At 73.9% G+C, this 21,175-nt stretch carries 22 protein-coding genes and 4 pseudogenes; 6 read left to right on the forward strand and 20 right to left on the reverse strand.

Annotated features, from left to right (window positions below; translation table 11 throughout):
- Nucleotides 1-13 precede the first annotated feature (13 nt).
- Together QQK45_RS17940 and QQK45_RS17945 are read right to left on the reverse strand one after the other, a co-directional pair.
- Entirely contained in the window at nt 14-640 is a 627-nt protein-coding gene (locus QQK45_RS17940) for an NUDIX hydrolase (RefSeq protein ID WP_284294402.1), read from the reverse strand.
- Nucleotides 641-648: 8 nt separating this feature from the next.
- Nucleotides 649-1,266, reverse strand: coding sequence for a class I SAM-dependent methyltransferase (locus QQK45_RS17945; protein WP_284294403.1), 618 nt, complete (start codon nt 1,264-1,266; stop codon nt 649-651).
- Nucleotides 1,267-1,539: 273 nt separating this feature from the next.
- Between QQK45_RS17945 and aspS the strand changes: the two genes are divergently transcribed.
- Entirely contained in the window at nt 1,540-2,853 is a 1,314-nt protein-coding gene (gene aspS / locus QQK45_RS17950) for an aspartate--tRNA(Asn) ligase (RefSeq protein WP_284294404.1), read from the forward strand.
- A 41-nt stretch (nt 2,854-2,894) separates the two neighbouring features.
- On the opposite strand, the gene QQK45_RS17955 is transcribed toward aspS, so the two are convergent.
- From QQK45_RS17955 to QQK45_RS17970, 4 genes and pseudogenes are all read right to left on the reverse strand, one after another.
- Nucleotides 2,895-3,395: a pyridoxamine 5'-phosphate oxidase family protein gene (locus tag QQK45_RS17955; protein WP_284294405.1), complete on the reverse strand. Its 501-nt coding sequence runs from the start codon at nt 3,393-3,395 to the stop codon at nt 2,895-2,897.
- A gap of 16 nt (nt 3,396-3,411) precedes the next feature.
- Nucleotides 3,412-5,764 (reverse strand): annotated as a pseudogene (locus QQK45_RS17960) (ATP-binding cassette domain-containing protein).
- Complete coding sequence (locus QQK45_RS17965; RefSeq protein WP_284294406.1) at nt 5,761-6,174, reverse strand: VOC family protein; 414 nt, start codon at nt 6,172-6,174, stop codon at nt 5,761-5,763. The pseudogene QQK45_RS17960 and the gene QQK45_RS17965 overlap by 4 nt, the downstream one beginning before the upstream one ends.
- Nucleotides 6,175-6,184: 10 nt before the next feature.
- A complete protein-coding gene (locus QQK45_RS17970; RefSeq protein WP_284294407.1) occupies nt 6,185-6,625 on the reverse strand; it encodes a helix-turn-helix transcriptional regulator in 441 nt (146 codons plus the stop codon).
- 52 nt (nt 6,626-6,677) lie between these two features.
- Between QQK45_RS17970 and QQK45_RS17975 the strand changes: the two genes are divergently transcribed.
- Entirely contained in the window at nt 6,678-7,343 is a 666-nt protein-coding gene (locus QQK45_RS17975) for a GDSL-type esterase/lipase family protein (RefSeq protein WP_284294408.1), read from the forward strand.
- Nucleotides 7,316-7,660 carry an RNA polymerase-binding protein RbpA gene (locus QQK45_RS17980; RefSeq protein WP_036950226.1) on the forward strand — a complete coding sequence of 115 codons (345 nt, stop codon included), beginning with the start codon at nt 7,316-7,318 and terminating at the stop codon, nt 7,658-7,660. Before QQK45_RS17975 ends, QQK45_RS17980 begins: the two co-directional genes overlap by 28 nt.
- Nucleotides 7,661-7,741: 81 nt before the next feature.
- On the opposite strand, the gene QQK45_RS17985 is transcribed toward QQK45_RS17980, so the two are convergent.
- The 6 genes from QQK45_RS17985 to QQK45_RS23435 form a co-directional block, all read right to left on the reverse strand.
- Complete coding sequence (locus QQK45_RS17985; protein WP_284294409.1) at nt 7,742-8,500, reverse strand: polyprenol monophosphomannose synthase; 759 nt, start codon at nt 8,498-8,500, stop codon at nt 7,742-7,744.
- Between the two features lie 9 nt (nt 8,501-8,509).
- On the reverse strand, nt 8,510-10,090 hold the full coding sequence (gene lnt / locus QQK45_RS17990) for an apolipoprotein N-acyltransferase (RefSeq protein WP_284294410.1): 1,581 nt from the start codon (nt 10,088-10,090) through the stop codon (nt 8,510-8,512).
- 275 nt (nt 10,091-10,365) lie between these two features.
- Nucleotides 10,366-11,214: an amidohydrolase family protein gene (locus QQK45_RS22565; RefSeq protein WP_348525280.1), complete on the reverse strand. Its 849-nt coding sequence runs from the start codon at nt 11,212-11,214 to the stop codon at nt 10,366-10,368.
- Nucleotides 11,202-12,005, reverse strand: coding sequence for an amidohydrolase family protein (locus QQK45_RS22570; protein ID WP_348525281.1), 804 nt, complete (start codon nt 12,003-12,005; stop codon nt 11,202-11,204). Before QQK45_RS22570 ends, QQK45_RS22565 begins: the two co-directional genes overlap by 13 nt.
- Nucleotides 12,006-12,057: 52 nt before the next feature.
- Complete coding sequence (locus QQK45_RS23430; RefSeq protein WP_431310351.1) at nt 12,058-12,648, reverse strand: hypothetical protein; 591 nt, start codon at nt 12,646-12,648, stop codon at nt 12,058-12,060.
- Nucleotides 12,564-13,427: a hypothetical protein gene (locus QQK45_RS23435; protein ID WP_431310356.1), complete on the reverse strand. Its 864-nt coding sequence runs from the start codon at nt 13,425-13,427 to the stop codon at nt 12,564-12,566. Before QQK45_RS23435 ends, QQK45_RS23430 begins: the two co-directional genes overlap by 85 nt.
- Nucleotides 13,428-13,762: 335 nt before the next feature.
- Between QQK45_RS23435 and QQK45_RS23440 the strand changes: the two genes are divergently transcribed.
- Entirely contained in the window at nt 13,763-14,068 is a 306-nt protein-coding gene (locus QQK45_RS23440; protein ID WP_431310357.1) for a hypothetical protein, read from the forward strand.
- Between the two features lie 344 nt (nt 14,069-14,412).
- On the opposite strand, the pseudogene QQK45_RS23445 reads toward QQK45_RS23440, so the two are convergent.
- The 8 genes and pseudogenes from QQK45_RS23445 to QQK45_RS18035 all read right to left on the reverse strand — a co-directional run.
- A pseudogene (locus QQK45_RS23445) lies at nt 14,413-14,997 on the reverse strand (DEAD/DEAH box helicase); the annotation flags it as partial.
- A 41-nt stretch (nt 14,998-15,038) separates the two neighbouring features.
- Complete coding sequence (locus QQK45_RS18005; RefSeq protein WP_284294411.1) at nt 15,039-16,004, reverse strand: diacylglycerol/lipid kinase family protein; 966 nt, start codon at nt 16,002-16,004, stop codon at nt 15,039-15,041.
- A complete protein-coding gene (tatC, locus tag QQK45_RS18010; RefSeq protein ID WP_284295100.1) occupies nt 16,001-16,744 on the reverse strand; it encodes a twin-arginine translocase subunit TatC in 744 nt (247 codons plus the stop codon). Before tatC ends, QQK45_RS18005 begins: the two co-directional genes overlap by 4 nt.
- A 41-nt stretch (nt 16,745-16,785) precedes the next feature.
- On the reverse strand, nt 16,786-17,115 hold the full coding sequence (gene tatA / locus QQK45_RS18015) for a Sec-independent protein translocase subunit TatA (protein WP_284294412.1): 330 nt from the start codon (nt 17,113-17,115) through the stop codon (nt 16,786-16,788).
- Nucleotides 17,116-17,220: 105 nt separating this feature from the next.
- On the reverse strand, nt 17,221-17,553 hold the full coding sequence (locus QQK45_RS18020; RefSeq protein ID WP_284294413.1) for a hypothetical protein: 333 nt from the start codon (nt 17,551-17,553) through the stop codon (nt 17,221-17,223).
- Complete coding sequence (locus tag QQK45_RS18025; RefSeq protein WP_348525282.1) at nt 17,550-18,521, reverse strand: helix-turn-helix transcriptional regulator; 972 nt, start codon at nt 18,519-18,521, stop codon at nt 17,550-17,552. The genes QQK45_RS18020 and QQK45_RS18025 overlap by 4 nt, the downstream gene beginning before the upstream one ends.
- Before the next feature lie 19 nt (nt 18,522-18,540).
- The gene (locus QQK45_RS18030; protein ID WP_284294415.1) at nt 18,541-19,092 is read right to left on the reverse strand and encodes a WYL domain-containing protein; all 552 of its coding nucleotides are present in this window, start codon (nt 19,090-19,092) and stop codon (nt 18,541-18,543) included.
- Between the two features lie 68 nt (nt 19,093-19,160).
- On the reverse strand, nt 19,161-19,592 hold the full coding sequence (locus tag QQK45_RS18035) for a helix-turn-helix transcriptional regulator (RefSeq protein WP_284294416.1): 432 nt from the start codon (nt 19,590-19,592) through the stop codon (nt 19,161-19,163).
- Nucleotides 19,593-19,625: 33 nt separating this feature from the next.
- Here QQK45_RS18035 and QQK45_RS18040 point away from each other — a divergent pair.
- Nucleotides 19,626-20,782, forward strand: a pseudogene (locus QQK45_RS18040) (DUF3866 family protein).
- Between the two features lie 93 nt (nt 20,783-20,875).
- A pseudogene (locus tag QQK45_RS18045) lies at nt 20,876-21,040 on the forward strand (TetR/AcrR family transcriptional regulator); the annotation flags it as partial.
- Nucleotides 21,041-21,175 lie beyond the last annotated feature (135 nt).

Below are 21,175 nucleotides of genomic sequence, written 5' to 3' on the forward strand. Positions count from 1 at the left end.
CCGTAGCGGTGGCCTAGCCGAGGTACGGGGCGGGTCGTCGTTCGAGGGCGTGCTGGAGGCGGAGCCGCATGGAGGGGTGCATGGGGAGGTCTTCGGCGTCGTAGGGTGTGACCCAGGCGACGGCCTTGCTCTCGGAGCTGGTGCGGGCTTCGCCGCCCAGCAGGCGTGCGGTGAAGCAGAGCGAGAACTGCTGGCGGACCTCGCCGTCGTCGTAGGCCATGCGGTGGTTGGGGTTGGTGTAGGTGCCGACGAGGCCGGTGACCTCGACGTCGTAGCCGGTCTCCTCGTGGACTTCGCGGACGACGGTGTCGGTGATGGTCTCCCTGGTTCGTGCCCGCCGCCGGGGAGGGCCCAGAGGTCGTTGTCGGTCTTGTGGATGAGGAGGACCGCGCCGTCGTGCTCGACGACGGCGACGACGGAGGGGACGACGGAGGTGATGTTCGGGGCTGCGGGGTCGTCGATGTAGTCGGTGCGGGCCACGGTGCCGACCGTACGCCCGCGGAGCCGTCAGCGCGGGCGGTGGGCCCGCAGGAGCAGGCGGACGCTGTGGGTGTCGAAGGACCCGCGCGCATCGATGGTGCGGTGGATGCGTCGCAAAGCGTCCGTCGAACCTTCGACCGTGAACCCGGGCACCCGCCACGGGACCGCTCAGAGCTGGAGGACGACGGCGCCGACGTCGAGGTTGCGGTCGACGGCGACCGCGTGCGCGGCGAGGTCGACGACGAGCCCGGCGTCGCGCGCCCGGGCGGTCAGGTCCGCGACGTCGGCGACGGCCTGTGGCATCGGGGCCGCGAGGACCCCGAAGGACTGGTTGAGCTCGGTCTCGTTGCCGACGCCGACCTGCTGGGTGAGGAGCGTGCCTCCCGGGCGGAGCACGCGCGCGGTCTCGGCCAGGTCGAGGTCTCCGTGCCGGTTCAGGACGACGTCGGTCGAGGCGTCGTCGAGCGGGAGCTTTCCGTCCACGCGCCCGCGGACCTCGACGCCCAGAGGGCGGAGGCGCCGGGTGGCGATGGGGACGTTGGCGGGCCAGTCCTCGACCGCGACGGAGCCGGCGGGAGGGGCGAGGCGCGCGAGGACCTCACCGCCGCCGGTGTCGACGTCGACGACTCGCGACGCGGAGGCCGCGAGGTCTGACGCGAGGTGCTCGTAGCTCCACGGCAGCGGCTCGCTCGTCCGCCGGCCGTCGAGGAACGAGAAGTGCCATCCGTCGATCGCGGTCGCCGCGGCGTCCTCGATCAGGCTCAGGAAACGAGGATCGTCGGCCACCGCGGCATCGTGGCACGGCGCCCGGAGTGTCGCACGGGTTTTCGCTGGTCGGTCGGCCTGCTGCGGCCCTAGGCTCGTGGGCGGCGGCTGCGAGGAGTGACGCCCCTCGGCCCGGACCTCGTGCGTCCGAGCAGGCGGCCGCCCGCGCGTCCGGCGTACCGACGAGAGGCCGGCGTACCGACGAGAGGCCGGCGGCATCGCCGGCGAAGGTGTGGTGGCACCGCGACCTTGCCCCCGCCCGCACCTCCAGGGCTTCCGCACCCTGGAGGAACGATGAGACCACCCGCACCAGCCCGCACCCTGGCCGTCGAGCTCGCCGACGCCGAGCCCGGGACCTTCGTGACCCTGATGGGGCACGTCCATCGCCGCCGTGAGCTCGCGACGGTGGCCTTCCTGGTCCTGCGCGACCGCTCGGGGCTCGCCCAGGTCGTCGTGCGCCCGCACGAGGTTCCCGACGGCGGCCTCCCGCCCGAGGAGACGGTCGTCGAGGTGACGGGGCGCGTCGCGCCGAACGCACGCGCCGAGCGCGGTGTCGAGGTGACCATGCCACGGATCGCGCTCCTGTCCGAACCGGCGGCGACGCCGCCGATCGAGCTCTGGCGTCCGACGGTCACGGCCGGGCTTCCCACACTCCTGGACCACGCGGCGGTCACTTGGCGTCATCCTTGCCGCCGCGCCGCCTGGGAGATCGTCGCAGCGAGCCTCCGTGGCTTTCGCCGGACGCTCGACGACGCCGGGTTCACCGAGGTGCAGACCCCCAAGCTGGTCGGCACGGCCACGGAGTCGGGAGCGAACGTCTTCCCGGTCGACTACTTCGGCCGCCACGCCTACCTGGCGCAGAGCCCGCAGCTCTACAAGCAGCAGCTGGTCGGCGTCTTCGAGCGCGTCTACGAGGTGGCGCCGGTCTTCCGGGCGGAGCCGCACGACACGGTCCGGCACCTGGCCGAGTACGTGTCGCTCGACGTCGAGCTCGGGTTCGTCCGCGACCATCGGGACGTGCTCGACATGTTGCGTCTGGCGCTCGTCGGGATGCTCGACGCCGTCAGCACGCACGCGGCCGACGCCGTCGACCGTCTCGGGCTGGCCCTTCCGGTCGTCCCCGCGGAGATCCCGTTGATCCATTTCGCCGAGGCGTTGCGGCGCGTCGGTGCGTCGTCGGACGAGCCCGACCTGGCACCCGAGCACGAGCGGGCACTGGGCGTGTGGGCGCGCGAGGAGCTGGGCAGCGACCTGCTGGCGGTCGAGGGCTACCCGCTGCGCAAGCGGCCGTTCTACACGCACCCCTGGACGGGTGAGCCGATCGAGGGAGGACCGTGGTCGAACAGCTTCGACCTGCTCTTCCGCGGCGTCGAGCTCGTTACGGGCGGGCAGCGGCTGCACCGGCACAAGGACTACGTCGCCGCGCTCGAGGCGCGTGGCAAGTCGCCGGCGTCGTACGCGACGTACCTCGAGGCGTTCGCCCACGGCATGCCACCGCACGGCGGCTTCGCGATCGGGCTCGAACGGTGGGTCGCGCGGCTCGTCGGCGCCGCGAACGTCCGCGAGGTGACGCTGTTCCCGCGCGACCTGCACCGGCTAGAACCCTGACGCGGTCCGCCGGCCCTGCGCTCGCGGGGCCGGCGGACCGCTCAGCCCTGCTGACGTTCCTGCTGGCGCCGCACGAGCTCTTCGACGGCGCTGGGCAGGGTCGTCTCGAAGTCGATGAGCTTGGCCCAGGTCGGGGTCACGACGACGCGGACCATCCCGTCGGTGTAGAGCGCACGGACGCCGGCCTCCCACTCGACGCGCTGCTCAGGCGTCATCGTGTAGGTGGTGTTGGCCTCGAGGAACTCGTCGGGGATGGCGTCGACGTGGTCCAGCTCGGCCCGCCCGCGGATCAGCAGGATCGCGGGCGGGTGGACCTCGGTGTCGATCGTGAGCGCGACCGCGGGGTTGGTGCGGAGCGCCGCGAGCTTCGGCGCGTTCGGCGCGGTGCACATGACGAGCTCGGTGCCGTTCCAGCTGAACCCGATGGGGACGTTGCGGGGCGTGCCGTCGGTGGCGACGTAGGCGAGCCGGGTCAGGTCGCGGGCGAGGAGCTCGCGGCTGAGGGGGCGGTCCAGGACCTCGGTGACGTCGGCGGGTTCCACGGTCGCTCTGCTTTTCTCAGGCGCCGACGTAGTCGGCGAGGTGTTGTCCGGTGAGGGTGGACCGTGCGGCGACGAGGTCGGCGGGCGTGCCCTCGAAGACGACGCGGCCGCCGTCGTGCCCGGCACCGGGGCCGAGGTCGATGATCCAGTCGGCGTGCGCCATGACGGCCTGGTGGTGCTCGATCACGATGACGGACTTGCCGGAGTCGACGATCCGGTCCAGCAGGCCGAGGAGCTGCTCGACGTCCGCGAGGTGCAGGCCGGTGGTGGGTTCGTCGAGCACGATCACCCCGCCCTTGTCGCCCAGGTGCGTCGCGAGCCTGAGCCGTTGGCGCTCGCCGCCCGACAGCGTGGTGAGGGGCTGCCCGATGGTGAGGTACCCGAGACCGACGTCGGTGATCCGCCCGAGGATCGTGTGCGCGGCGGGGACGCGGGTCTCCCCCGCCGCGAAGAACCCCTCCGCGTCGGCCGCGGACAGGGCGAGGACCTCGCTGATGTCCTTCCCGCCGAGCTCGTACTCGAGCACGGACGCCTGGAACCTCTTGCCCTCGCACTCCTCGCAGACGGTGGCCACGCCGGCCATCATCCCGAGGTCCGTGTACACGACGCCGGCGCCGTTGCACGTGGGGCACGCGCCCTCGGAGTTCGCGCTGAACAGCGCTGGCTTGACACCGTTGGCCTTCGCGAACGCCTTGCGGATCGGCTCGAGCAGACCCGTGTAGGTGGCCGGGTTGGAGCGCCGCGACCCCCGGATCGCGGTCTGGTCGACCTGCACGACGCCGTCCCGCCCGACCACGGACCCCGTGATGAGCGAGCTCTTGCCCGACCCCGCGACGCCCGTCACCACGACGAGCACCCCGAGCGGCACGTCGACGTCCACGTCCTGCAGGTTGTGCGTGCTCGCACCCCGGATCTCCAGCGTGCCCGACGGCGCCCGCACCGAAGCCTTGAGCGTCGCCCGGTCGTCGAGGTGCTTCCCGGTGAGGGTGCCGCTCGTGCGCAGGCCGTCGACCGTGCCCTCGTAGACGATCTGCCCGCCGGCGCTCCCCGCGCCGGGCCCGAGGTCGACGACGTGGTCCGCGACCGTGATCATCTCCGGCTTGTGCTCGACGACGAGCACGGTGTTGCCCTTGTCCCGCAGCTGGCGCAGCAGGTCGTTCATGCGGACGACGTCGTGCGGGTGCAGGCCGATCGACGGCTCGTCGAACACGTACGTGACGTCCGTGAGGGCGGACCCGAGGTGCCGGATCATCTTGGTGCGCTGCGCCTCTCCCCGGACAGCGTCCCCGACGGCCGGTCCAGGCTCAGGTACCCCAGCCCGATCCCGACGAACGAGTCCAACGTGTCCGCGAGCGCCTCGAGGAGGGGGCGACGGAGGGTTCGTCGAGGCTGCGGACCCAGGTGGCGAGGTCGCTGATCTGCATGGCGCAGGCGTCGGCGATGCTGATGCCGTCGATCTTCGAGGAGCGGGCGCCCTCGCTGAGGCGGGTGCCGTGGCACTCGGGGCAGGTGTCGAAGGTGACGGCGCGTTCGACGAAGGCGCGGATGTGGGGCTGCATGGCGTCGACGTCCTTGGCGAGCATCGACTTGGTGATCTTGGGGATGAGGCCTTCGTAGGTGACGTTGATGCCCTCGACCTTGATCTTGGTGGGTTCCTTGTAGAGGAGGTCGTGGAGCTGGCGCTTGGTGAAGTCGCGGACGGGGGTGTCGGGGTCGAAGAACCCACTGCCGCGGAAGATGCGGCCGTACCAGCCGTCCATGGTGTAGCCGGGGATGGTGAGCGCGCCCTCGTTGAGCGACTTGGTGTCGTCGTACAGGGCGGTGAGGTCGAAGTCCTGGACGGTGCCGCGGCCTTCGCAGCGGGGGCACATGCCGCCGACGACGTGGAACTCGGCGCGTTGTCTGGCGGTCGCGGCGCCGCGTTCGACGGTGATGGCGCCGGCGCCGCTCGCGGACGCGACGTTGAACGAGTAGGCCTGCGGGGAGCCGAGGTGGGGTCGACCGAGGCGGCTGAACAGGATCCGCAGGAGGGCGCCCGTGTCGGTGACGGTGCCGACGGTGGAGCGGGGGTTGGCGCCGAGGCGTTCCTGGTCGACGACGATCGCGGTGGTGAGGCCGTCGAGGACGTCGACGTCGGGGCGGGCGAGGGTGGGCATGAACCCTTGGACGAACGCGCTGTAGGTCTCGTTGATGAGGCGTTGCGACTCGGCGGCGATGGTGCCGAACACGAGGGAGCTCTTGCCGGACCCGGACAGTCCGGTGAACACGGTGAGCCGCCGCTTGGGGAGCTCGACGGAGACGTCCTTGAGGTTGTTGACGCGGGCGCCGTGGACCCGGATCCGGTCGTGGCTGTCGGCGACCTCGGTCATCGGGCCGCCTGCTGGACGCGGACGAGGTTCCCGGAGGGGTCGCGGAACGCGCAGTCGCGGACGCCGTAGGGCTGGTTGGTGGGCTCCTGGACGACCTCGGCGTCGTGGGCCTGCACGCGGTCGAAGAACGCGTCGACGTCGGGGGTGGCGAGGTTGATGGACGCGAAGGTGCCCTTGGCCATCATCTCGGCGATGGCGCGGCGCTCGTCGTCGGTGACGCCGGGGGTGGCCTCGGGCGGGTAGAGCACGATCGACGTGTCGGGCTGGCCGGCGGGGCCGACGGTGATCCAGTGCATGCCCTTGTACCCGACGTCGGCCCGGACCTCGAACCCGAGGGCGTCGCGGTAGAACGCGAGGGCGGCGTCGGGGTCGTCCTGGGGAAGCATGGCCGAGTGAATCGTGATGTCCATGACGGTCACGCTACGGGCGCCCCGCGGGCGTCGCTTCTCGATTCCTGACCGGTCGGGTGACCTGTTTCGCGAGGCACGACGGCATGCCCGCGGTCGCTTGCCTCTCCTGCTCCCGGTACATGCTGGGCGGGATCCCGACGAGCTCGGTGAACCGGGTGCTGAACGTGCCGAGCGACGAGCACCCGACGGCGAAGCACACCTCGGTGACGCTGAGGTCGCCGCGGCGCAGGAGCGCCATGGCGCGTTCGATCCGGCGGGTCATGAGGTAGCTGTAGGGGGACTCGCCGAACGCCTGCTTGAACTGCCGGCTCAGGTGCCCCGCGGACATGTGGGCGCCGCGCGCGAGCTCCTCGACGTCGAGCGGCTGCGCGTACTCGCGGTCGATGCGGTCTCGCACCCGGCGCAGCAGCACGAGCGTGCGGCGCCGGTCCTCGTCCCCCGTGGTGGCCACCCTCCGATCCTGCCACGCCCTCGCGTCCGGGCGTCGTGGGAGCATGCCGTCCATGACCTTCCGCGACGTGCGCGTGTGCGCGCTGGGCGACTCCTACGTCGCGGGCGTCGGCGACCCGCAGCACCTGGGCTGGGTGCGCCGTCTGGCCGCCCGCACGCACACGGGCGGCCCGCCCCTCACGGTCTACGACCTCGGGGTGCGCAGGGACACCCTCGCCGACGTCGCGGCCCGCTGGCGGCGCGAGTGCGATCCGCGCCTGCCACCCGGCTGCGAGGGGCGGGTCCTCGTGGCCGGCGGCGTCAACGACACCACGGCCGTCGGCGACGGTGTCCGGGTCGCGCCCGACGACGCCGTCCGGCACCTGCGAACCGTCACGTCGGGCGCCCGGGAGCGTGGTTGGCAGGTGCTCGTCGTCGGGCGGGTACACGGTGCTGGCCGCGCTCGTCGAGCCGGCGTGGACGACCTGGCTCGACGCTCCCGCCGGGCGGTGAGGCGGGCCCGTCGAGCTGTCCTTCACGGGACCTTCACGACCCGACGTGCATCGGACGGAACACTCCGGCAAAGTTACGGGTTGGTATCCTCAGAAGCTTGTGCTCCCCGGCCGTATCCCGGCCAGGGACGCACCCGCGGGCCCGACCCCGAACCAGCCCGCACCACGACAGCACGACACCCCACCACTTGGAGGACGACATGGCAGACCGCTCGCTGCGCGGCATGAGCATCGGCGCGAAGAGCATGGAGTCCGACGAAGGCGTCGACTTCGCGCCCCGGTTCCAGGCGCACTACGACTGCCCCAACGGGCACACCATCATCCTTCCGTTCTCGGTCGAGGCCGAGGTGCCCCCGACCTGGGAGTGCCGGTGCGGCGAGGAGGCGCTCCTGCGCGACGCCGAGCGCCCCGAGGCGAAGGCCACCAAGCCGCAGCGCACCCACTGGGACATGCTCCTGGAGCGCCGCACCATCAAGGAGCTCGAGGAGCTCCTCGACGAGCGTCTCGAGCTCCTGCGGGCCGGCAAGCTCCGCCGCAGCGCCTGAGCAGGGCGCCGGCCACCGGCGACACGACGACGAAAGGCTCCCGACCCGTGCTGGGTCGGGAGCCTTCGTCGTCGGGGGCCGTCAGGCCCGGCGACCACCGACGAGCGCCCGCAGCTGCTCGAGGCGGTGCTCCGCGCCCCACCGGGTCACGTTCACCAGGGCCTCGCCCACGATGTTGCCGCTCATCTTCGACGTGCCCGCCTCCCGCTCCACGAACGTGATCGGGACCTCGACGATCCGGCCCCCGGAGCGCAGGATCCGCCACGTCATGTCCACCTGGAAGCAGTAGCCCTGCGAGGACACCGTGTCGAGGTCGATCGCCTTGAGCGTCGCGGCCCGGTACGCCCGGAACCCGCCCGTCGCGTCGTGCACCGGGATCCCCATCGCCAGGCGCGTGTACGTGTTCGCGCCGCGCGAGAGCACCTCGCGGCGCACCGGCCAGTTCACCACGCGCCCGCCCGGCACCCAGCGGGACCCGACGACGCCGTCCACGGCCGGGTCCTGCAGGGCCGCGAGCAGCCGGGGCAGGTCCTCGGGCCGGTGCGACCCGTCCGCGTCCATCTCGACGACGACGTCGTAGCCGCGGTCGAGCGCCCACCGGAACCCCGCGATGTACGCGGTGCCCAGACCCTGCTTGCCGCTGCGGTGCAGCACGTGCACGGCCTCGTCCGTCTGCGCCCAGCCGTCCACGATCTCACCCGTGCCGTCGGGGCTGCCGTCGTCGACGACGAGAAAGTCGGCGTCGGGCACCGCCCTGCGCAGACGCTCGTACGTCACGGGCAACGAGTCCCGCTCGTCGTACGTCGGGGTCACGACCAGCACACGGGGGCCACGGGTCACGCTCGATGCCTACCTCTCGCCAGGAAGACGCCGGCGCACGAGCGCACGACGCAGGGAGGCGATCATCCCACCGACCACCAGGAGCGCCGCAACCGCGCCCACCGCGCGGGCCGGCCACTCGCCCGCCCGCACGGCCGGGGTGATGCTCGTGCGCAGCGGCAGGTCGGCCGTCAGCTGCGCCGGCTCGAAGAGTCCGGTCCGCTGCAGGACGATCCCGCTCGGCGACACGACCGCGCTCACGCCCACCGTGGACACCTGCACCGCCGCACGCCCGGTCTCCATCGCCCGGAAGCGGGTCATCGCGAGCTGCTGCGTCGACTCGGCCGTGTACCCGAACGACGCGTTGTTCGTCTGGACGACGAGCACCTGCGACCCGAGCTTCACGGACTGCTCGACGATCGAGTCGTACGCGACCTCGAAGCAGATGACGGTCGAGAACGGCACGTCGCGCCCCAGCCGCGCGGACGGCAGCGTCATGATCGCCGGCTCGTGGCCGGGCAGCATGTCGGTCTGCACCTCGTCGACCGAGGCCGAGAAGTGCGACACGAAGCCCCGCAGCGGGATGTACTCGCCGAACGGCACCGGGTGCTGCTTGACGTACCGGTCGATCACGCCCTTGTCGGGGTCCCACAAGAGCGACACGTTGTACCGGCCGCCCGTCTTCGGGTACTCCTGGGCCCCCACGAGGATCGGAGCGCCCACGGCCTTCGCGGCGGCGGTGATCGCGTCTCCGACGTCCACGTACTGCTGCGGGTCGTAGTCCGAGCCGTTCTCCGGCCAGATCACCATGTCCAGGTCGCCCGGCTGCACGTGGTCGAGGAGGTCGTACGTGCCCGACAAGTGGTTGCGCAGCACCTCGCCGGCGTTGTCGAACGCGCTCGCGCCCGGCCTGGACACGTTGCCCTGGACCATCCCGACCTTGAGCTCGCCGTCCTGCGGGAGCACGTCCAGCCCCACGGACAGCGGGGCCACGACCAGGACGAACGCGACCGCCGTCCCGACCACGACCCCCAGCACCCGCAGCCGGACGGCGCGCAGCGCCACGATCCCGAGCAGCGTCCCGACGACCGCCACGACGAACGAGACGCCCACGGTGCCGCCGAGGGGCGCGAGCCGCCCGACCGGCGAGTCGACCTGGGTGAACGCGAGCCGGCCCCACGGGAAGCCACCCCACGGCCACGCGGAGCGGAACGCCTCGACGCCGACGAACAGGACCGGGAACGCGACCGCGTCCCACCAGCCCGCCCGGGACAGGGGCCGCAGCCCGCGCGCCAGGGTCCACGCGACCCCGAGCAGCGCCAGGAACAGAGCCGACGCGACGCTCAGCGCGAGCCACGCCACGACCCCGGCGGCGATGTTCGACCACCACAGGTGCGCCGGGAAGAACGCGAGGCCGAACACGAGCCCCACCAGCGCGTTCCACCACAGGCCGCGGCGCTGCAGCGCCACGTAGAGCAGGGCGACCGCGACGAAGACCAGACCCCACACGTCGGCGTCGGGGAAGGAGAGGAAGAGGGCTGCGCCACCTGCTGCGGCGAGGACGAGCGAGAGGATCCGGCCCGGGGCAGGAGCGGGCGACGAGCGTGGCACCCGTGAAGGGTACGTCACCCAGGTGGGCGGCCAGCGGTGCGGTGCCGGTCGAGATGCCGGCCGGCTCGCGCGTCCTTCGTGCCGTGCATGACTGCCACCCGTCGTGCACGTTTTCTACTGAACGCGCGAGCCGACCTGAGCTCTGTGAGCCGTTCCGGGCGGGACGTGGCGGATGTTCCCGCTGTGGCCGTCGCGCCGGGACCCCCAGGCCTGCACACCGTCCGAACCTAACGCGCCCCCTCCTCCCGTTCAAGAGGAGCAGGGCAACCGGACGCTCAGTCGAGCTCGTCGTGCAGGACGACGCCCGCCCGGACGGTCTGCAGGCACCGCGGCGTCGGGAGCTCCGGGCCCAGGTCGGGCAGCAGCGGCGTCCCCGCGCGGGCCTCCGCGCTCCACGACGACATGCTGCCCGGCGCGGCCTGCACGGTCAGGTGCTCGGCGTCCCAGACCGCCAGGTGCGCGGGCGCCCCGACACGCAGCTGCCCCGCGCCCGTCCCATCCAGGCCCGCGATCCGCCACCCGCCGCGCGTGTGCGCGTTGAACGCCGCCCGGGCCGACAGCCGCTGCTCGCGCTCCGGGTGAAAAACGGCCCCACGGACCCCCGCCCACGGGTCGAGCGCCGTCACCGGGGTGTCCGACCCGAACGCCAGCGGCACGCCCGACGCGGCAAGGTCCGCGAGCGGGCTCAGGTCCGCCGCGCGCGTCGCGCCCAGGCGCTCCGCGTACATGCCGTCGGGGCCGCCCCACGCGGTCACGAACGCGGGCTGCACGCTCAGGCTCAGACCGAACACGAGCATCGCGGCCAGCGCCTTCGCGTCGACGAGGAGCGCGTGCTCGAGCCGGTGCCGGCCCGCGGCCACGGCCTGCTGCCCGTGCACCTCGGCCGCGATCTCGAGCCCGAGCAGGAACTCGTCCATGCCCCGGTCGCCGATCACGTGGAAGCCGCCCGGCACGCCCGCCGCCGACACCGCGGCGAGGTGGTCGCAGATCTCCTGCGCGTCGAGGAACAGGGTCCCCGTCCCGTGGTCGGGGTCGTCCCGGTAGGGCGAGCGGACGGCCGCCGTGCGGGACCCGAACGAGCCGTCGACCGTCAGGTCGCCCCCGATGCCCGTCAGGCCCGGCACGTCGGCCAGGAGCTCCCGCGCGTCGTCGGGCGTGGAGCACAGCTCCCCCGGTACCCGACGACGAGCGGCAGCGCCGACTCCGCGTCGGCCGTGAGCGTGAGCAGCTCGCTCAGGCCCGCGCGCGTGTCCGCGGCGGGCGTGCTCATCTCGTGCACCGCCACGATCCCGCGCCGGGCCGCCTCCGCCAGGACCGCCCGGTACAGGGCGGTGCGGCGCACGGGCGCGAGGTCGCGCGCGACCTCGCGGGCCCGGTCGTAGGCCTGCGCCCGGACGAGCCCGTCGTCGGACCACCCGGGCGCGCCGATCGCCCCGGCACGCTCGGCGAGGCTCGTGCTGACGACCGCGGAGTGGCCGTCCACGCGGCTCGCGTAGACCGGCGCCCCGCCGCACGCGGCGTCGAGCTCGGCGCGGGTGAACGGACCCGCGTCGCCCCACGCGCTGTCGTCCCAGCCGTGCGCGAGGAGCACCTCGCCGGACCGGGCGTCCAGATCCGCGGCCGCGTCGTGCAGGCGGGCGAGCGCGTCCGCGGGCGACGTCACGCCGGCGGCCGCGCCCAGGTCAACGCCGACGGCCGCCAGCCCCGTCTCCAGGACGTGCGCGTGCGCGTCGACGAACGCCGGGGTCACGAGGGCGCCGTCGAGCTCGACGACACGGTCGGCGCGGGCCGCGAAGCCGTCCGCGGTGTCGTTCGCGCCGACCCACGCGACGACGCCGTCGTCGACGAGCACGGCCTCGGCGAAGGGGTCCTGGGGCGAGTGGACGACACCGCCCCGGTACAGGATCGAGGTCACGGCCCGACCCTATCCGTCCCCGTCGAGCCGTGTGGGCAGCGGGTGCGTGCGGTCAGACGGACGAGTACGCGACCACGCCGCGCAGGATCGCACGCTGCGCGTCGCGCGCGGTGTCCCGCAGCGCCGCGCTCGGCGCGGCCTGCGCGATCTGGTCCAGCACGTCGACGACCTGCTTGCACCAGCGCACGAAGTCGCCGGCCGCGATCTCGGAGCCCTGCAGGACGGTGTCGAGCCGGCGCCCGTTCGCCCACCGGTGGACGGCGGCCACGAGACCGAGGTCGAGGCGCCGCGTGGAGTCGATCCGGTGCGCGGCCTCGAGGTCGCCCAGGCGCGACCAGATCCGGGTCGTCGCCTCGAGCGCCCGGGCCAGGCGCCCGTCCGGGCCGCCCGGGACGTACGGCTCGGCGCCGTCGTCTCGCCGCCCGTCGTACACCACCCCGCAGACGGCCGCTGCGAGCCCGGCGGCGTCCAGGTCGTCCCAGGCGTGCCGGCGCAGGCACTCGGCCAGCAGGAGGTCGTTCTCGGCGTACAGACGACGCAACCAGCGCCCGTCCCTCGTCACGCGCAGCTCGCCCGGTCCGCGGTCCTCGTCGCTCGCGAGGTAGCCGAGCTCGAGCAGCACGTCGCACGTGCGGTCGAACACCTTCGCGATCGACCCGGTGCGGGACTCGATGCGGCGCACGAGCACGCGGTGCTCGTTCGCGAGGCGCTCGTAGCGTTCGCCCCAGCGCGCGTGGTCCTCCCGGTCGGAGCACGCGTGGCACGGGTGGGCGCGCAGCGCCGCACGCAGGCGCGCGAGCTCGACGTCGTCGGCCGCGGTGCTCCCCGGCCGCGCCGGTGCTCGCCGCGCCGCTGAGCCCCGGGCGGGGTGCGCCCGTCGGCGAGGGCGTTGCGCATCGAGGACACGAGGTCCTTGCGGTGGCGCGCGTTGCGGGCGTTGAAGCCCTTGGGCACGCGCACCGTCCCGACGACGGCGATGCCCGCGGGCGCGTCGGCGAGCGTGAGCCGCTTGGCGCGACCCTCGCTCGTCAGGACGGTCGGGCTCGGGCCGTCGAAGCCCCCGCCGCGACCGCGGTCCACCACGACGACGTAGCCGGCGCGCCGCCCGGACGGCACCTCGACGACGTCCCCGGTGCGCAGCTTCTCGAACGCGGCCGCCACCTCGGCGCGCCGGTTCGCCGACGCGGACCGCGACAGCTCGGCCTCCCGGGCCGCGATCTTCCGCCGGATCCCGAGGTACTCCGCGAAGTCGCCGCGGTCGCACGTCATGGCCTTCCCGTACCCCTGCAGCGCCTCGGCGTGCGCCTGGGCCTGCTTGGCGAGCCCGACGACGCCGCGGTCGGCCTGGAACTGCGCGAACGACGTCTCGAGGACCTCGCGCGCCCGGTCGCGGCCCACCTGGGCGACGAGGTTGACCGCCATGTTGTACGTCGGGTGGAAGCTCGACCGCAGCGGGTACAGGCGCTTGGACGCGAGCCCCGCGAGGGCGACGGGGTCGAGCCCGTGGTGGTCGACGACGACGGCGTGCCCCTCGACGTCGATGCCGCGCCGGCCCGCGCGCCCCGTGAGCTGGGTGTACTCCCCGGGGTGACGTCAACGTGCTGCGAGCCGTCCCACTTGACGAGCTTCTCCAGGACCACCGACCGGGCCGGCATGTTGATCCCCAGTGCCAGGGTCTCGGTCGCGAACACGACCTTGACGAGCCCGCGGCTGAACAGCTCCTCGACGGTCTCCTTGAACAGCGGCAGCATGCCCGCGTGGTGCGCCGCGATGCCGCGCGCCAGGGCCTCGACCCAGGAGTGGTACCCGAGGACCTCGAGATCCTCGCCGGGGATCGTCGCGGAACGCTCCTCCACGACGAGCCGGATCTCGGCCTCCTCCTGCGGGGACGTGAGCCGCAGCCCGGCCGCGAGGCACTGCCCGACGGCGTCCTCGCAGCCCGCACGGGAGAAGATGAAGTAGATCGCCGGGAGCAGTCCGTCCTCGTCGAGCGCGTCGACGACCGCGAAGCGGGGCGCACCGCGCCGGCCGAAGCCGCCCCGGGGCCGCCCCCGCCGCGGTAACCGCGGTCGCCCGCGCCGCGCCGGCTCCGGCCGCGGTGCGGCTCGGTTCCCGGCAGTCCCCGCGCGGTGCGGAACACCGCCATCAGCTCGGGGTTGATCGGCGGGTTCACGCCCGGGTCGGTGGGGTCGACCGAGCCCGCGTACAGGTCGAGCAGGCGAGGCGTCGCGGCCGGTCCGCCGCCCGAGCCGCGGCCCACGAGCACGTGCTGCCACAGCGGCACCGGCCGGTGCTCGGAGACCACCACCGCGGTGTCGCCCCGGACCATCTCCAGCCACTCGCCGAACTCCTCGGCGTTGGAGACCGTCGCCGACAGGGAGACGAGCTGGACGTCGTCGGCGAGGTGGATGATGACCTCTTCCCACACCGGCCCGCGGAACCGGTCGGCGAGGTAGTGCACCTCGTCCATCACGACGAACGCGAGCCCGTCGAGCGTGCGGGAGCCCGCGTAGAGCATGTTGCGGAGCACCTCGGTCGTCATCACGACGACGGGGGCCTCGCCGTTGATGGTCGTGTCGCCGGTGAGCAGCCCCACCCGGTCCGCGCCGTAGCGGCGGACCAGGTCGTTGTACTTCTGGTTCGACAGCGCCTTGATGGGCGTCGTGTAGAAGGCCTTGCGCCCCGACGTCACGGCCAGGTGGACGGCGAACTCTCCCACGACGGTCTTGCCCGCCCCGGTCGGCGCGGCGACGAGCACGCCGCGCCCCTCCTCGAGCGCCTCGCAGCCGCGCACCTGGAAGTCGTCCAGCGTGAAGCCGACCAGCTCGCGGAACTCCTCGAGCTCGGGCCACGCCCGGTCGCCACGTGCCCGGCGCCGGGCCTCGCGCTCACGCGACGCCGCGTAGCGCTCGGCCGGGGACAGAGTCTCCCCCGGGTCGGGGCGGTCCGGACGGCAGTGCGAGGCGGTCGTGCGGTCGGGTGCAGCGGCCATACCGCCAGCCTACGGCGCGACGACGACGCGTCGGGCCGCCTTCAGGCGGGACGCGCCGCCAGGACGCGCAGCGCCCCCGGGACGACGCGGACCTCGCGCGGCAGCGTGCCGACCAGCTCCCCGTCGGCGAACGCGGGCGGGGGCGGGACGCCGTCGTCCGTGGGCTCGAGCCGCACCCGGACCACCCGGCGCACGTCGACCACCGGGTGCCCCACGTGCTTGCCCGCGTAGGTGAGCGGGAACACGCGCAGCGCGCCGTGCCGGGACAGCGGGCCGGCGAGCACGAGGTCGAGGTCGCCGTCGTCGACGAGCGCGTCGGGCGCGATCCGGATGCCGCCGCCGATCGCCGGGCCGTTCGCGACCGCGACCAGCGTCCCGGGCGACGCCCAGACGGACGTGACCGTGCCGTCGCCGTGCGACTCGGCGCGGGACTCGATCGTGATCCGGTAGCCGAAGGGTCGGAACCGGGCCAGCTCCTGCAGGGCGGCGACCGCGTACTTCGCGCGTCCGCGGGGCCGGCGCATCGCGTTGGCCCGGGCGTTGACGGCCGCGTCGAGCCCGGCCGACAGCACGCCGCAGAACCAGCGCGGCTCCTCGTCCGGGTCGTCCGAGGTCACGCGGGCCGCGTCGACGACGCGCGGGCCGGCGTCGAGCGCGTCGAGGAGCACCCGGACGGCCCCGTCGACGTCCCGGACGGGCAGACCCAGCGCGCGGGCGTCGTCGTTGCCCGACCCGGCGGCCACGATCCCGAGCGGCGTCGCCGTACCGGCGCACGCGTTCGCGCCCAGGTGGACCATGCCGTCGCCCCCGACGACGACGAGCGCGTCCAGGCCGTCCGCGACGGCGGCGCGGGCGCGGGCCAGGGCGTCGTCGAAGCTCGCGCCGGACAGCTCGCGGACCTCGTGCCCGTGCTCACGCAGCCGGGCGAGGGTGCGGACGCCGGCCCGGTCGGCGTGGCCCCGGTCCGCCGTCGGGTTCACGACGACGCCGAGGACGCGCGGGCTCACGCGGCGAGCCGCTCGGCCTGCTCGCGGGCGACGCGCCGGTCGTGCACCGCGGCCACGCCGACGGCGGCGAAGTACAGCAGGCACATCGGGATCGCGACGATGATCATCGTGATCGCGTCCGGCGTCGGCGTCATGACCGCCGAGAAGAGGAACACGAGGAACACGGCCCACCGCCACCCCGCCAGCAGGGCCCGGGCGCTCACGAGTCCCACGAAGTTCAGCGCGACCAGCACCACGGGCAGGACGCACGCGATCCCGAACGCGAGGATGAGCCGCATCACGAAGCTCAGGTAGCCCTGCGCGTCGGTGAGGTTGCTCGCGCCGTCGGGTACGAAGTCCGTGAGGATCGTCACCGCGCGCGGCAGCATGAGCCACGCCATGAACGCGCCCGCTGCGAACAGCGGGACCGCTGCGCCGAGGAAGCCGAAGGCGTAGCGGCGCTCCTTGCGCGTCAGTCCCGGCGTGACGAACGCCCAGAGCTGGTACAGCCACCACGGGCTCGTGATCAGGACACCCAGGAACAGGGAGACCTTGATCTGCATGTCGAGCGCGCTCGCGAGCCCCGTGAAGTTCAGGCGGACGTCTTTGCCCGCATCGGTCGCGGCGTCGAGCAGGGGCCGCTGCAGGGCCTCGAAGACAGGGTTGTAGCAGAACCACCCCACGACGGCACCGACCACGAGGCCGACAGCCGCCAGCACGACACGCTTGCGCAGCTCACGCAGGTGCGCGAGCAGGGGCATCCGCCCCTCGGGGTTGGCGCGGCGTGAGCTGCGCGCCACCGTCAGCTCGACGGCGTCGCGTCGTCCTTCGGGGACGCGACAGGGTCCGTGCCCGAGGCGATGTGAGGCTCACGGTCGTACAGCAGCCCGGGCGCGGGCGCCGGCTGGGCCGGCGCGGCGGGCTGTGCGGGCGCCTCGGCCGACGGCGGCAGCGCGGCGGGCTGGGCCGGAGCCTGCGGGGTAGCGGACTTCGAGTCCTCGGTGAGGTCCTTGACCTCGCTCTTGAAGATCTTGAGCGACTGGCCGACGCTCTTCGCGAGATCAGGCAGCCGCCGCGCGCCGAACAGCAGCAGCACGACGACCAAGAGCACTACATAGTGAATCGGCTTCATGGCGCCCACTCCTCCTAGCGACGGGTCGGTGTGTCGAGTCTAGCCGCTCGCGCACCGCGCCCGATCCGCCCGGGCTCCCGGGGCTACGTGGCCCGCCACGGCGCCTCAGCGGTTGAACGCGTCCCAGCGCTCGTAGGTCGCCCGGTGGGAGGCCCGGCGTCGCGCCTTGCGGTCCTCGCGCTCGAGGCGCAGCGTCAGGAGCCGCGCCCGGTGCTCGGCGGGGTCGTCGAACAGGGTGGGGCGGATCTCGGCCTGCGACGCCTGCTGCGCGGCGACCGCGGCGTCGATGCTGCGCGACAGGTCCTCGAACGCCCGCCCGGCGGCTGTCAGCTCCGTGAACAGGGCCTTCCCGGCGCGCCACAGGCGCAGTCCGACGAGGACGAACGTCGCGACGGCGCCGAGCGCGAGCACCCACCACACGAGCGTCCACACGGTCATGCCCGCACCTCACCCTCGTCGTTCGTGCCCAGTCCCAGCCGAGCGTAGGCGCCGAGCGCGGCGCGCGCTGACTCGGCGACGTCGACCGCGGGCCACGACGGGGTGACCGAGCGCACGTGCCGCGCCTGCTGGAGGAGCAGGTGGCGCAACCAGACGGGGTCGGCGACGCGCAGCGTCACCTCGAAGGTCCCGTCGTCGCGGTTGCGGACGGACTCGACCGGCACCTCCTCGGCGACCCAGCGGGCCTGGGAGTCGAAGACGATCGTCACGAGCTCGGCCGAGTCGTCCGGGACGAACGCGACCCGCTCGACGCCGCGGGCGTCGTCGTGCGGTCGGGTCGGCTCGTCGAGGACGCGGGCCTCGAGGATCCGGTCGAGCCGGAACGTGCGCTGGTCGTTCGAGCGGTAGCACCAGGCGAGGAGGTAGGAGTGCTCGTCCTCGGTGACGAGCCGCAGCGGGTCGACGTCGCGCTCGCTCGAGACGTCCGCCGCGGTCACGTACCGGATCCGCAGACGGCGACCGCGCACGAGCGCGTCCCGCACGGTCGCGGCCACGGCCGGGTCGCCCTCGAGGGCCAGCTCGACGTCGACGGCGGCCGCGGCCTCGCCCGTCGCGTCGGTGAGCTTCTCCAGGGCCGAGTCGACGACGGACCGCCCCGCGGGCCCGACGGTCGCGACCGCGGAGCGCAGCGCGCGCAGGGCCGCGACGAGCGCCACGGCCTCGCGCGTGCCCAGCCGCAGCGGCCGGGTCATCCCGCGGGCCTCGACCAGCCGCACGACACCCCGCTCGAGGGCGCCCGCGTCGAAGTCGAGGAGGTCGTCGGGCCAGTAGCCCGGCGTCCCCGAGACCCACAGCGCGTCGACGTCCAGGAGCACCTGCTGCGGCGAGACGCCGAAGCGCTCCGCCAGCTCGTCGACCGTCACCGCGCCCGCCGCGTCGAGGTACGCGACCATCCCTAGCAGGCGCACGAGGCGCTCGTCGGCCCGTTCAGCCACGGTCCACCCCCGCTCCGCCGTGCTGCTCGCTCTCCGACGCCGCGTCGAGACCGGCCGCCGTGCGCAACCGCGCCACGACGGCCTCCCTCAGGTCCCGCGGGTCGAGCACCACCACCGCGTCCGCGTACCCCGCGAGCTCCGACGCGAAGCCGCCGAGGCTCGTGAACGGGACGTGCAGGACGTCGCGCCCGTCGGCCACCGGGTCCTGCGGCGAGTCGTCCGACGCCCGGTCCGGTCGGACGGCGCGGGCGCGCACGGCCCCCGCGCGCTCCGGCACGACCGCGAGGAGCGCGACGCGCTCCTGCCCGCCGCGCCCCGACAGGAACGCGTCCACGTCCACCTCGGCCGGCGGCTCGAACGACCCCGCGGCGCCGCTCGCCCGCACGTTCCCCTCGATCCGGCTCAGCCGGAACGCGCGGGGCGCCCGCCGGTCCCGGTCCCGTCCGAGCACGTACCAGCCGCCGCGTCGCGCGGCCAGCCGCCACGGCTCGACCTCGCGCTCGCGCACCTCGCCCGTGGACGCCGCCCGGTACGTGAACCGCACGGGCCGGTGGTCCTGGATCGCGTCGAGGAGCGGCCCGAACGCGCGGCCCGCCGCCCGGACGCGCGGGGTCAGGCCCGCGACGGCGTCCGTGCCCGCGTCGCCCGCGCCCGGGTCCCCCGGCCCGCGGCCCGCAGCTTCGTCAGCGCCCGCGCGGTGTCCGTGCGCAGGGTCTTGTCCTGCCAGAACTGCGCCGCCAAAGACAGCACACCCAGCTCGGCCGACGTCAGGTCCACAGGCGCCAGGGTGTACGCGTCGAGGTCGACCCGGTACCCGACGTCGTCGCTGTGTCCGCCCGCGTCCACCGTCAGCACAGGGATACCGAGCTCGCGCAACGTGTCCTTGTCGCGCTCGAACATGCGCTCGAACGCGTCGGGCGACGGCGCGTCGCCGTACCCGGCCACGGAGGCGCGCACCTGCTGCTTGCTCATCGACGACGGCGCGTTGACGAGCGCGATCACAAGGTTGAGCAGGCGTTCGGCCGGCGGGATCTGAGAGGGCATCGGCACCACGGTAGTGGCCTGTAGCGTTGCCGTGTGATCACGTGGCGCTCCGGGACGGTGGTGTCGCACGGGCGGAGCTGGCCCGGCGCGCTCGAGATGACGGTCCGGCTGACCGGGGACGACCCTCGGGAGGCCGCCGACGACGTCGTCCAGGGGGACGTCCGGACGCTCGCGTACACGCGTCTGGTGGGTGAGCCGGCGCCCGGCTCCCGGGTCCTGCTCAACGTCGGCGCGCTGCGCCGCGGCCTCGGGACGGGTGGGTACGCGCTCGTCGTCGCCCCCGCCGACGACCTCCCCGCAGACCCGCCGCCCGGCCCCGGCCACCTCGTCAAGGCCCGGTACACGCCGCTGCAGACCCTCGTCCTCGGCGTCGACGAGCAGGAGTCGCCGCACCACGACCTCCTGCGCGACGCCGACGACCTGGACGGGCTGCCCGTCGTCGTCGCCGACCTGCACTCCGCCCTGCCCGCCGTCCTCGCCGGGGCGCGGCACGCCGCGGCGCAGGCCGGCCGCCGTCCTCCGCGCGCCGTCTACGTCATGACCGACGGCGGCGCGCTGCCCGCGGCCTTCTCCCGGACCGTCGCCGGGCTGCGCGAGGCGGGCTGGCTCGACGCGTGCGTCACGGTCGGGCAGGCCTTCGGCGGCGACCTCGAGGCCGTCACCGTGCACACCGGCCTGCTCGCGGCCCGCCACGTCGCGGACGCGGACCTCGTCGTCGTCGCGCAGGGACCCGGGAACCTCGGCACCGGCACCCGGTGGGGGTTCTCCGGCGTCGCCGCAGGCGAGGCCGTCAACGCCGCCGCCACGCTCGGCGGCCGGGCCGTCGCCTCGCTGCGCGTCTCGGGCGCCGACGCCCGCGACCGGCACCGCGGCGTCTCCCACCACTCCCTGACCGCCTATGGGCGGGTCGCGCTCGCCCCCGCGGACGTCCCGGTCCCCGTGCCCGACGACGACGTCGCCGCCGCCTGGCCCGCCGGGCTGCCCGAGCGCGTGCGCGAGCAGGCGGCGGCGCTCGCGAACTCCCCGCCGGGCACCGGCTCGTCGACGTCCCCGCCGACACCTCGCTCCTCGCCGCGCTGGGCGCGACGCCCGTCGGCCTGTCGACCATGGGCCGCGCGCTCGACGGCGACCCGTCGTCGTTCGTGGCCGCCGCGGTCGCCGGCGTCCACGCCGCATCCCTCGTCGCCTGACGACGAGCCCCGCTCGTCGCGTGTGACGAAGGTCACCGCTCGCCGAGGGAATTGCACCCGGTGCACGCATGCACCGGGTGCAAGAATTGAGACATGTCCCCCGCCGCTGCCGAGCTCGTCGAGCCCGCGTCGCCCACCGAGGCCCCCGCCCTCGGGACGCGCGAACGCAAGAAGCGCGCGACCCGCCGTGCGCTCATCGCGTCCGCGCAGGAGCTCGTCGGCGAACGAGGCCTCGACGGGGCCACGATCGAGGACATCTGCGAGCGCGCCGGCGTCGCCCGGCGCACGTTCTTCAACTACTTCGACACCAAGGAGGACGCCGCGCTCGGCTGGAGCGAGGACGCCGTCGACCCGTCGGCCGGCGAGCTCTTCGCCGCGGGCGGCCCCACCGGA

Source organism: Luteimicrobium album (genome assembly GCF_030161555.1).
Classification (GTDB): Bacteria; Actinomycetota; Actinomycetes; order Actinomycetales; family Cellulomonadaceae; genus Luteimicrobium; species Luteimicrobium album.

Coding starts and splice junctions, on each gene's coding strand:
- QQK45_RS18035 (WP_284294416.1), bottom strand. CDS start 19,592: ATGCCCTCTCAGATCCCGCCGGCCGAACGCCTGCTCAACCTTGTGATC.
- aspS (WP_284294404.1), top strand. CDS start 1,540: ATGAGACCACCCGCACCAGCCCGCACCCTGGCCGTCGAGCTCGCCGAC.
- QQK45_RS17980 (WP_036950226.1), top strand. CDS start 7,316: ATGGCAGACCGCTCGCTGCGCGGCATGAGCATCGGCGCGAAGAGCATG.
- QQK45_RS23435 (WP_431310356.1), bottom strand. CDS start 13,427: ATGGCGGTCAACCTCGTCGCCCAGGTGGGCCGCGACCGGGCGCGCGAG.
- QQK45_RS18020 (WP_284294413.1), bottom strand. CDS start 17,553: ATGACCGTGTGGACGCTCGTGTGGTGGGTGCTCGCGCTCGGCGCCGTC.
- QQK45_RS17975 (WP_284294408.1), top strand. CDS start 6,678: ATGACCTTCCGCGACGTGCGCGTGTGCGCGCTGGGCGACTCCTACGTC.
- QQK45_RS17965 (WP_284294406.1), bottom strand. CDS start 6,174: ATGGACATCACGATTCACTCGGCCATGCTTCCCCAGGACGACCCCGAC.
- tatA (WP_284294412.1), bottom strand. CDS start 17,115: ATGAAGCCGATTCACTATGTAGTGCTCTTGGTCGTCGTGCTGCTGCTG.
- tatC (WP_284295100.1), bottom strand. CDS start 16,744: ATGCCCCTGCTCGCGCACCTGCGTGAGCTGCGCAAGCGTGTCGTGCTG.